The 11846-nt window shown below is 40.8% G+C and carries 7 protein-coding genes; 5 read left to right on the forward strand and 2 right to left on the reverse strand.

All coding sequences use genetic code 11. The features are described 5' to 3' along the window. Window positions 1–11 precede the first annotated feature (11 nt). Window positions 12–2171, reverse strand: a complete 2160-nt coding sequence (gene nrdE / locus B7717_RS07920) for a class 1b ribonucleoside-diphosphate reductase subunit alpha (protein WP_084944501.1) — start codon at window positions 2169–2171, stop codon at window positions 12–14. An 80-nt stretch (window positions 2172–2251) separates the two neighbouring features. Then, the gene (gene nrdH / locus B7717_RS07925) at window positions 2252–2470 is read right to left on the reverse strand and encodes a glutaredoxin-like protein NrdH (RefSeq protein WP_084918449.1); all 219 of its coding nucleotides are present in this window, start codon (window positions 2468–2470) and stop codon (window positions 2252–2254) included. Window positions 2471–2832: 362 nt separating this feature from the next. On the opposite strand from nrdH, the gene B7717_RS07930 reads away from it, so the two are divergent. From B7717_RS07930 to B7717_RS07950, 5 genes are all read left to right on the forward strand, one after another. Next, complete coding sequence (locus tag B7717_RS07930; RefSeq protein ID WP_000146948.1) at window positions 2833–3096, forward strand: phosphocarrier protein HPr; 264 nt, start codon at window positions 2833–2835, stop codon at window positions 3094–3096. Window positions 3097–3101: 5 nt separating this feature from the next. Next, complete coding sequence (gene ptsP, locus B7717_RS07935; protein ID WP_084944502.1) at window positions 3102–4835, forward strand: phosphoenolpyruvate--protein phosphotransferase; 1734 nt, start codon at window positions 3102–3104, stop codon at window positions 4833–4835. Between the two features lie 257 nt (window positions 4836–5092). Next, entirely contained in the window at window positions 5093–7651 is a 2559-nt protein-coding gene (locus B7717_RS07940) for a pneumococcal-type histidine triad protein (protein WP_084944503.1), read from the forward strand. Between the two features lie 195 nt (window positions 7652–7846). After that, on the forward strand, window positions 7847–8764 hold the full coding sequence (locus B7717_RS07945; RefSeq protein ID WP_000747439.1) for a metal ABC transporter substrate-binding protein: 918 nt from the start codon (window positions 7847–7849) through the stop codon (window positions 8762–8764). A gap of 13 nt (window positions 8765–8777) precedes the next feature. Next, window positions 8778–11825, forward strand: coding sequence for a pneumococcal-type histidine triad protein (locus B7717_RS07950; RefSeq protein ID WP_084944504.1), 3048 nt, complete (start codon window positions 8778–8780; stop codon window positions 11823–11825). Window positions 11826–11846: the final 21 nt, after the last annotated feature.

The raw sequence follows: 11846 nt of genomic DNA on the forward strand, positions 1-11846 counted from the left end.
TCAAATTATGCTTAAATCACACAGCTTTCACATTGGTTAGCACCAACTTCCCCACCGTCGTCTGTAAAGGTACGGACGTAGTAGATAGACTTGATACCCTTGTTAAAGGCATAGTTACGAAGGATAGATAGGTCACGTGTCGTTTGTTTGTTTTCTTTCTTCCATTCGTAAAGACCTTTTGGAATATCACTACGCATGAAGAGGGTGAGTGAAAGTCCTTGGTCCACGTGCTCTGTTGCAGCAGCGTAAACATCAATCACCTTACGCATATCCATATCATAAGCAGAAGTGTAGTAAGGGATAGTATCTGTTGACAAACCTGCAGCAGGATAGTAGATTTTACCGATTTTCTTCTCTTGGCGTTCTTCGATACGTTGCGTAATCGGGTGGATAGAAGCAGAAACATCGTTGATGTAGCTGATAGAACCATTTGGCGCTACAGCAAGGCGGTTTTGGTGATAAAGTCCATCTGCTTGAACCTTTTCGCGAAGTTCAGCCCAATCAGCAGCACTTGGAATAAAGACATCTTTGAAGAGTTCTTTAACACGGTCTGATTTTGGAACAAATTCACCAGTTACATACTTGTCGAAGTAGCTTCCGTTAGCATAGTCTGATTTTTCAAAGTTGTGGAAGGTGATACCACGTTCGCGGGCGATATTATTTGATTCCACCAAGGTCCAGTAGTTCATAAGCATAAAGTAGATGCTTGTAAATTCAACTGACTCAGGTGATCCGTACTCAATCAATTGTTGGGCAAGGTAGCTGTGAAGTCCCATAGCTCCAAGTCCAAATGTATGAGCTTGACTGTTACCGTGGTCGATAGTAGGAACAGCTACGATGTGAGAACTATCAGTAACGAAGGTCAAAGCACGTACCATTGCACGAATGGAACGACCAAAGTCAGGTGAAGTCATCATGTTGACTACGTTTGTTGAACCAAGGTTACATGAAACGTCAGTACCCATTTGAACAAATTCTTGCGCATCGTTGATAAGACTTGGTTCTTGGACTTGGAGAATCTCTGAACACAAGTTACTCATGATAATCTTACCATCAACAGGATTTGCACGGTTAGCAGTATCGATGTTGACAACATAAGGATAACCTGATTCTTGTTGCAATTTAGAAATTTCAGTTTCCAAATCACGAGCTTTGATTTTTGTCTTACGAATGTTTGGATTTGCGACCAATTCATCGTATTTTTCAGTGATATCAATATAGTTAAAAGGTACACCATACTCTTTTTCAACAGAATAAGGACTGAAGAGGTACATTTCCTCATTCTTACGTGCCAATTCGTAGAATTTATCTGGTACCACAACACCAAGTGAGAGAGTCTTCACACGAACTTTTTCATCCGCATTTTCTTTCTTAGTTGAAAGGAAGGCGATAATGTCTGGGTGGAAGACGTTGAGGTAAACAGCCCCAGCACCTTGACGTTGACCCAATTGGTTAGAGTAAGAGAAGCTATCTTCGAAAAGCTTCATAACTGGAACGACACCAGAAGCAGCACCTTCATATCCTTTGATAGGGGCTCCAGCTTCACGAAGGTTGCTGAGGGAAATCCCAACACCGCCACCGATACGTGAAAGTTGAAGAGCTGAGTTGATAGAACGTCCGATAGAGTTCATATCATCTGTTACCTGAATCAAGAAACAGGATACCAATTCACCACGACGTGCACGTCCTGCGTTTAGGAAAGATGGTGTAGCAGGTTGGTAGCGTTGGTGGATGATTTCATTTGCGATATCAATTGCGATAGCTTCATCGCCATCGGCAAAGTAAAGAGCATTAAAGAAGACACGGTCTTCCATGCTCTCAAGATAGTATTCCCCATCATTCGTCTTCAAGGCATATTGATTATAAAATTTATAGGCAGCCATGAAAGACTTGAATTGGAAGTTTTGATCTTTAATAAATTGAGACAATTCTTCCAAGAATTCTGGGCGGTATTTCTTGATAAATGCTGTTTCAATGTAGTTGTGTTCAATGAGGTAGTTGATTTTATCAGTGATTGAATCAAAAACCATAGTGTTTGGAACTACATTTTCTTTAAAGAAGGCATCCAAGGCTTCTTTATCTTTATGAAGCATGATTTGTCCATTAACAGGACGGTTGATTTCGTTATTGAGACGGAAGTAGGTCACGTCCTCAAGATGTTTTAATCCCATAAAATTTCCTTTATCTAATTACAAAAGAAAGGCCTCTAAGTTAGCCCTAGAAGCAATCTCTTCTGGATGATGTACTAAGATTATGCTAATTGTTTCAGTTTTCCTGGTTGGAAGCCTGAAAAGACTTCAGTTGGTGTTTGGATAACAGGAGCAGCGCTGAAACCGAGCTCTTTAACTTGATCGATGTACTCTGGTTGCTCGTCGAGATTGATCTCACGATAAGCGACATTGTTGCTGTCCAAGAAACGCTTGGTCATCTTACATTGGACACAGTTGTTTTTAGAATAAATGGTTACCATTTTCGTAACTCCTCTTTCAAAATTGATTACTTTCTTAGTATATCAGAAAAAAAAACTTTGTCAAACTTTTTAAACTAAATATTGTGCTAAAAAGTTACAGTTTCAAAAACAAAGCACAAGATATAGTGTTTTGTCAGAGTGTAAAATTGGGTTTTCATTGAACTATCAAAGTTTATCAAAACAAAAAAACTATATACTGTATATTGGTAAGATAAATAGAAGATTTTCAGCAAGTTATCTGAAAGGAAATAGAAGAAAGTCCATAAAACACTTGAAAAATAATCTAGAAGGTGATATAATACAGTCTTGTAAGGGTTATCACATATAATCCAAAAAAGAAATAACTAAAGGAGAGTCAAACTATGGCTTCTAAAGATTTCCACGTAGTGGCAGAAACAGGTATTCACGCACGTCCAGCAACATTGTTGGTTCAAACAGCTAGCAAATTTGCTTCAGATATCACTCTTGAATACAAAGGTAAATCAGTAAACCTTAAATCTATCATGGGTGTTATGAGTCTTGGTGTTGGCCAAGGTGCTGACGTTACAATTTCAGCTGAAGGTGCAGATGCTGACGACGCAATCGCTGCTATCACTGAAACTATGGAAAAAGAAGGATTGGCATAAGGAAAATGACAGAAATGCTTAAAGGAATCGCAGCATCTGACGGTGTTGCAGTTGCAAAAGCATATCTACTCGTTCAACCGGATTTGTCATTTGAGACTATTACAGTCGAAGATACAAACGCAGAAGAAGCTCGCCTTGATGCCGCTCTACAGGCATCACAAGACGAGCTTTCTGTTATTCGCGAGAAAGCAGTAGGTACGCTCGGTGAAGAAGCAGCTCAAGTATTTGACGCTCACTTAATGGTTCTTGCTGACCCAGAAATGATCAGCCAAATCAAGGAAACAATCCGTGCGAAGAAAGTGAATGCAGAAGCAGGTCTGAAAGAAGTAACAGACATGTTTATCACTATCTTTGAAGGAATGGAAGACAACCCATACATGCAAGAACGCGCAGCGGATATCCGCGACGTGACAAAACGTGTATTGGCCAACCTCCTTGGTAAAAAATTGCCAAACCCAGCTTCTATCAATGAAGAAGTAATCGTGATTGCGCATGACTTGACTCCTTCAGATACAGCTCAATTGGACAAAAACTTTGTAAAAGCTTTTGTAACCAACATTGGTGGACGTACAAGCCACTCAGCTATCATGGCGCGTACGCTTGAAATTGCAGCAGTATTGGGTACAAACAACATCACTGAAATTGTTAAAGATGGTGATATCCTTGCCGTTAACGGTATCACAGGTGAAGTGATTATCAACCCAACTGATGAGCAAGCGGCAGAATTCAAGGCTGCTGGTGAAGCTTATGCGAAGCAAAAAGCTGAATGGGCACTTTTGAAAGATGCTCAAACAGTGACTGCTGATGGTAAACACTTTGAATTGGCTGCTAATATCGGTACTCCAAAAGACGTGGAAGGCGTCAATGCCAACGGTGCCGAAGCTGTTGGTCTTTACCGTACAGAGTTCTTGTACATGGATTCTCAAGACTTCCCAACAGAAGACGAGCAGTATGAAGCATACAAGGCTGTTCTTGAGGGAATGAATGGTAAACCAGTAGTTGTTCGTACAATGGATATCGGTGGTGATAAGGAACTTCCTTACTTCGATATGCCACACGAAATGAACCCATTCCTTGGATTCCGTGCCATTCGTATCTCTATTTCTGAAACTGGAGATGCAATGTTCCGTACACAAATCCGTGCCCTTCTTCGTGCTTCTGTTCATGGTCAATTGCGTATCATGTTCCCAATGGTTGCGCTCTTGAAAGAATTTCGTGCAGCAAAAGCAGTCTTTGACGAAGAAAAAGCAAACCTTCTTGCTGAAGGTGTTGCAGTTGCGGATAATATCCAAGTTGGTATCATGATCGAAATCCCAGCAGCAGCAATGCTTGCAGACCAATTTGCTAAAGAAGTTGACTTCTTCTCAATTGGTACAAACGACTTGATCCAATACACAATGGCAGCAGACCGTATGAACGAACAAGTTTCATACCTTTACCAACCATACAACCCATCAATCCTTCGTTTGATTAACAACGTTATCAAAGCAGCTCACGCTGAAGGTAAATGGGCTGGTATGTGTGGTGAGATGGCTGGTGACCAACAGGCTGTTCCACTTCTTGTCGGAATGGGCTTGGATGAGTTCTCTATGTCAGCAACATCTGTCCTTCGTACACGTAGCTTGATGAAGAAACTCGATACAGCTAAGATGGAAGAGTACGCAAACCGTGCCCTTACAGAATGCTCAACAATGGAAGAAGTTCTTGAACTTCAAAAAGAATACGTTAATTTTGATTAATCGAAAAGTCCTTGCAACTAAGTTGCAGGGATTTTTTGATTTTTTAAGTTGGGGAAATGAGAGTTAGACTTCATAGCTCGTATCTGAAACAATTATTAAAAAGTAAAAAAATAGTAAAAATACTTAACTGGTTCATAAAATGCTTGACAAGGCGAAAATTTTGGAGTAAACTATTAACCAGTTAATTAATAGAGAGGAGTTTCTGCAATTTAGAAATGAATTGCAAATAGAAATATTAAAAAAGAAAGAGAGTTTCAATGAAAATTAATAAAAAATACCTTGCTGGTTCTGCGGCAGCTTTAATTTTAAGTGTCTGTTCTTACGAGTTGGGACTGTATCAAGCTAGAACAGTCAAAGAAAATAATCGTGTTTCCTATATAGATGGAAAACAGGCGGCGCAAAAAACAGAGAATCTGACTCCTGACGAAGTCAGCAAAAAAGAAGGTATCAATGCCGAACAAATCGTCATCAAGATAACAGACCAGGGCTATGTCACTTCACATGGCGACCACTATCATTATTACAATGGCAAGGTTCCTTATGATGCTATCATCAGTGAAGAGTTGCTGATGAAGGATCCAAACTACCAGCTCAAGGATGAGGATATTGTCAGTGAAATCAAGGGTGGATATGTTATCAAAGTAGATGGAAAATACTATGTTTACCTTAAGGATGCTGCCCATGCGGATAATGTTCGTACGAAAGCGGAAATCAATCGACAAAAACAAGAGCATAGTCAACATCGTGAAGGTGGGACTCCAAGAAACGATGGTGCTGTAGCTCTGGCACGTTCGCAAGGACGTTATACCACAGATGATGGTTACATCTTTAATGCCTCTGATATCATAGAAGATACAGGTGATGCCTATATCGTTCCTCATGGCAATCACTTCCACTATATTCCTAAGAGTGACTTGTCTGCCAGCGAATTGGCTGCTGCAGAAGCCTTTCTATCTGGTAGAAGTGGCCAATCAAATACGCCTACTTATCGCCGTAGCAATAACAACAGTGCTAGCAGCGATGTAGATAGATGGACTCCATCCTATAATAATCAAGGCAACAGCTATAACAATCAAAGCAACAGCTATACGAACACGAACACAGCTAACAACAGTAGCGACGATAACCAAGCAAGTCAGAGTGATGAGGATATTGATAGCCTTCTGAAACAACTTTACGCCTTGCCGCTCAGCCAACGACACGTAGAATCTGATGGCCTTGTCTTCGACCCAGCACAGATTACAAGTCGAACAGCTAGAGGAGTTGCTGTGCCTCATGGGAACCATTACCATTTCATCCCTTATTCACAGATGTCTGAATTGGAAGAACGAATCGCTCGTATTATTCCTCTACAGTACAGTTCGAACCATAGGGTGCCGGATTCAAGACCAGAACAACCAAGTCCACAACCGACTCCGGAACCTAGTCCAAGCCCGCAACCTGCACCAAATCCTCAACCAGCTCCAAGCAATCCAATTGACGGAAAATTGGTTAAACAGGCGGTTCGAAAAGTAGCTGATGGCTATGTCTTTGAGGAGAATGGAATCTCACGTTATACTCCTGCCAAGGAACTTTCAGCAGAAACAGCAGCAGCCATTGATAGTAAACTAGCCCAGCAAGAAAGTTTGTCTCATAAACTCAGAGCTAAGAAAACCAATCTCCCATCTGGTGATCGAGGATTTTACAATAAGGCTTATGATTTACTAGCAAGAGTTCATCAAGACTTACTTGATAATAAAGGGCGCCAAGCTGATTTTGACGCTTTAGATAGACTCTTGGAACGTCTCAATGATGTCTCAAGCGATAAAGTCAAGTTAGTTGATGATATTCTTACCTTCCTAGCACCGATTCGTCATCCAGAACGTCTAGGGAAACTAAATGCGCAAATTGCTTATACTGATGATGAGATTCAAGTAGCCAAGTTGGCAGGCAAGTATACAACAGAAGATGGCTATATCTTTGATCCTCGTGATATCACCAGTGATGAGGGGGATGCCTATGTAACCCCACATATGACCCATAGCCATTGGATTAAAAAAGATAGTTTGTCTGAAGCCGAAAGAGCAGCAGCCCAGGCTTATGCTAAAGAGAAAGGTTTGACTCCTCCTTCAACAGACCATCAGAATTCAGGAAAAACTGAGGCTAAGGGAGCAGAAGCTATCTACAATCGCGTGAAAGCAGCTAAGAAGGTGCCACTTGATCGTATGCCTTACAATCTTCAACATACTGTGGAAGTCAAAAACGGAAGCTTGATTATTCCTCATTATGACCATTACCATAACATCAAATTTGAGTGGTTTGACGAAGGTCTTTATGAGGCTCCTAAGGGGTATACTTTAGAGGATCTCTTTGCGACTGTGAAGTACTATGTCGAACATCCAAACGAACGTCCGCATTCAGATAGTGGTTGGGGAAATGCAAGTGACCATGTTCAAAGAAACCAAAATGGTCAAGCTGATAACAATCATACGGATAAACCATCAGTAGAGAAACCTCGGGCAGACAAACCTGAGGAAGAAAAGCCGCGCGAAGAGAAGCCTCAAAGTGAGAAACCAGAATCTCCAAAACCAACTGAGGAGCCGGAAGAAGAATCACCAGAGGAACCAGAAGAACCTCAGGTCGAGACTGAAAAGGTTGAAGCGAAGTTGAGAGAGGCTGAAGAGCTACTTGCAAAGATCCAAGACCCCATTATCAAGTCCAATGCCAAAGAAACTCTCACTGGCTTAAAAAATAACCTGCTATTTGGTGCTCAGGATAACAATACCATTATGGCTGAAGCTGAAAAGTTGTTGGCTTTATTAAAGGAGAGCAAGTAAAGGTAGAAGCATTTTCTAGCTCCTAAAAACAGGATAGGAGAACTAGAAAAGTTAAAATCGAAAATGAGAATAGAATGTAAGTTCTAGTTCTCATTTTTTTCATGAAAATGTGAAAAATATCTTGACATATAGTGTAAATAAAGATAAACTATTTACTAGTTAATTAAATGGTTAAATACTAGTTAAGGAGTAATGATGAAAAAAAGAACAATTCTACTATTAATGGCAAGTCTGTTGATTCTTGTCTTAGGAGCATGTAGCCAAAAAGAAAAACAAGAATCAAAAGGGATGAAGATTGTCACAAGTTTTTACCCAATCTATGCCATGGTCAAAGAGGTATCAGGTGACTTGAATGATGTACGGATGATTCAGTCAAGTAGTGGGATTCACTCCTTTGAACCATCAGCAAATGACATTGCTGCCATTTATGATGCGGATGTCTTTGTCTATCACTCTCATACGCTCGAATCTTGGGCTGGAAGTCTAGATCCTAACTTGAAAAATTCAAAAGTTAAGGTTTTAGAAGCTTCTGAAGGGATGACGTTGGAGCGTGTACCGGGTTTGGAAGATGTAGAAGCTGGTGACGGGATTGATGAAAAAACGCTCTATGACCCTCACACTTGGTTAGATCCTGAAAAAGCAGGCGAAGAGGCGCAGATTATTGCGGATAAACTTTCGGAGATTGACAGTGCTAATAAGGAGACGTATCAAAAGAATGCTAAAAACTTTATCGCTAAAGCCCAAGAATTGACTAAGAAGTACCAGCCTATTTTTGAAAAAGCGAGTCAAAAGACCTTTGTTACACAACACACAGCCTTTTCTTATCTCGCTAAACGCTTTGGTTTGAAACAACTTGGTATAGCAGGGATTTCACCTGAACAAGAGCCAAGTCCGAGACAACTAACAGAAATTCAAGAATTCGTTAAGACTTATAAGGTTAAAACCATCTTTACTGAGAGCAATGCTTCTTCTAAAGTCGCTGAGACTTTGGTCAAATCAACAGGAGTTAGCCTAAAGACCCTCAATCCTTTAGAAGCAGATCCTGAAAATGACAAAACTTACTTAGAAAATCTAGAAGAAAACATGAATGTTCTTGCAGAAGAATTAAAATGAGGAGATGATGAAAATGAAGAAGAAATACCTTGCAGCAGGATCGGCTCTTGTCCTTTCCCTAAGCCTTTGCATCTATGCATTGAACCAACACCAGGTAGAAGGAAACAAAGATAAAAATCGTGTGTCTTATGTCGATGGGAAGCAAGACTCTCAAAAAACAGAGACCCAGACACCAGACCAAGTTAGCAAAAAAGAAGACATTCAGGCTGAACAAATTGTCGTGAAAATCACAGACCAAGGTTATGTGACTTCACACGGTGATCATTTCCATTATTACAATGGGAAAGTTCCTTTTGATGCGATTTTCAGCGAAGAACTGTTGATGAAAGATGCCAATTATCAACTGAAAGATGCTGACATTGTCAACGAAATCAAAGGTGGCTACATTATCAAGGTGGATGGCAAGTATTATGTCTACCTTAAAGATGCGGCTCATGCTGATAATATTCGTACGAAGGACGAAATTGAACGCCAAAAACAAGGTCATACTCACGATGCACCAACTTCTAACAGTGCAGTGACACTTGCGCGATCACAAGGCCGTTATACTACCGACGATGGCTACATCTTTAATCCATCTGATATTATAGAGGATACTGGTGATGCTTATATCGTTCCTCATGGTGGACATTACCACTACATTCCAAAGAGTTCCTTGTCTGCTAGCGAATTAGCTGCTGCTCAAGCTTACCTTTCTGGAACTAGAAAACAACCGACTGTGACGGACTATCGTCCTAGTCCAAACGCAACTGGTCAAACTACCAACCCAAGTCAACAGGCTGAAACACCAAGTAATCAAGCTGAGAGTCTTCAAAGTCTATTGCAGCAACTCTATGCTCTTCCAAGTAGTCAACGTTATGCTGAATCAGATGGCTTGATTTTTGACCCTGCTAAGATTTCGAGCAGAACACCAAGTGGCGTAGCGATTCCACACGGAAATCACTATCATTTCATCCCATATACAAAACTTTCTGCCTTGGAAGAAAAGATTGCACGTATGATTCCTTTATCTAGCGACAGTGGGAAGCCAACACCTTTGGAAAATCCAAGCAAACCAGCAGAACATCCAGCTCAACCAGATCATCATCATGACCAAGACGGTGACCATGGAAGTCAGGATACCAACCATGAAGACCATGACCATGATGGAGAGGAGCATGACCACCACCACGGTGAAGAACATGATCATGGTTTTGCAGCTGACCGTGTTATTAGTGAAGATGAGCAAGGTTTTGTAGTTTCTCATGGAGATCACGCTCATTATTTCTTTAAGAAGGACTTGACTGCAGCCCAAATCAAAGCTGCCCAAGATCACTTGAAAGAAAATCATCAGTCTCAGCACGTTCAACCACTTGCAAAGACTGTGGAAAGTTTCTCAAGAGATGCTAGCGATGAAGAAAAAATCAAGTATATCTCACAGACCTACGGGGTTCCGCTCGAAGCGATTCGTATTTCAAACGGCTTCTTTGTCTTTGGAAATCCGGATCAAGCCTATGATCCAACCCATATCCATCCTTATGCTGTTCGAAAAGAACATGTTCGTATTCCTCTCCAAACTGGAAATCCAGAACTGGATTTCCTAAATGAACTTTATACGACTGCCCTACGTGATGGGGTGTCTCCTTATAGTTTGCAAGTAGAGAATGGTAGCTTTGTGATTCCTCACGGTGATCACAATCACTACATTAAGGTTCAGACAAATGGCTATGAAGTAGCTTTGAAAAATAAGATTCCGGCCCTACAATCGACCTATCAACCTGGAGCATTTGATGAACAAACAGTTCTATCTAAGGTGGATCAACTTTTAGCAGATAGCAGAAGTCTCTACAAAGACCAGCCAATCATGCAGAGACGGGTTGAACTTGCTTTGGGGCAGTTCACCGAAAATATGAAAAAATTGGCAACAAACTCAACTGCTGGATACCTAGCAGCATTGGATCTCTTTAATAAACAGTATATCCATGTGGACCAAAATGTGGCACCGGTTGAAACTTCACCTTTAGATAAGAAGTACCAAGCTCTAGTAGATAAGATCAATACATTGGATACAGATACTTATGGCTTGCCTAAGAAAGATCTTTTGGTACATTTGCAGGAAGCAAAACTAGCACAGGATGAGACAGAGTTGGCTGTCATTGAAGCGAAACTGCAGGCCTTGCAAGATTTCCGAGATCGGACAGGGGTTACAACAGTAGAGTACATCAAGTACTTCTACGAACATGTGTCTGATGGTCGTTTGAGAGAAGAACTTCGGAACCGTGTTGCCAAGTTGACATGGGAACTTTACCAGTCACAATCTTTCCTCAAAGCAACCGACTTGAACAAGTTATTCCCAACTATTTACCAAACTAAGTTAGAAGTAGAAGAAGCTCTCAAAGAAGAACCCGTTTCTACAAAAGTTGGTAAGACTATTCTAGATACGGAAAAAGTAGATAGTCAAACTGCTAAGACCGCCATCTATGAATTCCTAAAAGAACTCTACGGTGATTTTATGCCAGAAGAGCGGGTTAGTCATGTTAAGAAGGAAGAAGTGGATGCTCTCCTAACTAAAGCTGCCCAACTCCTAGCACGTGTCAAAGAAGATGGTGTCAAACAATCCCTAGCTGAAGAAGCAGCTAATATCAAAGCGGCTACTGAAAAGGAAAATGCAGACCTTGACGAAGCTAAAACACAACTTGAGGATCTTTTAAATCGTATTGCAGCGACTATCCAACGAGAGAAAAAAGAAGCAGAACAAGATCCACAAACGGTGATTATCTACCAAAAACTCTATAATATCTTGCTCTCTCTTCACAAGTACTTAGAGGATAACAAAGGATCTGATGCTGACTTTGAACGTGTCGATGCCCTTTTTGATCAACTCGCAGCTAAAAGTAGTGATAAAGAAGGTCTCCTCACTCTAGCTAAAGAAATCATTAGCTTGAACCAAGAACTTCGTTCAAAAGCAAGTGAAACTGACAGTCAATCTAAGTCTGAGAAAGGCAGTGAAACAACTGCTTCTCAATCAAGCGAAAAGCAAGAGAAAAGTGAGACTGAGCCAAGTGCTCAACCAAACGAATAAAAAGAAAGACGAAGTAGCTGA

It is taken from the genome of Streptococcus oralis subsp. oralis (assembly GCF_002096495.1).
In the GTDB taxonomy this organism is placed as follows: Bacteria; Bacillota; Bacilli; order Lactobacillales; family Streptococcaceae; genus Streptococcus; species Streptococcus oralis_CU.

Bases quoted from the DNA above. Each gene is read 5' to 3' on its own strand.
- B7717_RS07940 (WP_084944503.1), top strand. From the start codon at position 5,093: ATGAAAATTAATAAAAAATACCTTGCTGGTTCTGCGGCAGCTTTAATT.
- nrdE (WP_084944501.1), bottom strand. From the start codon at position 2,171: ATGGGATTAAAACATCTTGAGGACGTGACCTACTTCCGTCTCAATAAC.
- B7717_RS07930 (WP_000146948.1), top strand. From the start codon at position 2,833: ATGGCTTCTAAAGATTTCCACGTAGTGGCAGAAACAGGTATTCACGCA.
- nrdH (WP_084918449.1), bottom strand. From the start codon at position 2,470: ATGGTAACCATTTATTCTAAAAACAACTGTGTCCAATGTAAGATGACC.
- B7717_RS07945 (WP_000747439.1), top strand. From the start codon at position 7,847: ATGAAAAAAAGAACAATTCTACTATTAATGGCAAGTCTGTTGATTCTT.
- ptsP (WP_084944502.1), top strand. From the start codon at position 3,102: ATGACAGAAATGCTTAAAGGAATCGCAGCATCTGACGGTGTTGCAGTT.
- B7717_RS07950 (WP_084944504.1), top strand. From the start codon at position 8,778: ATGAAGAAGAAATACCTTGCAGCAGGATCGGCTCTTGTCCTTTCCCTA.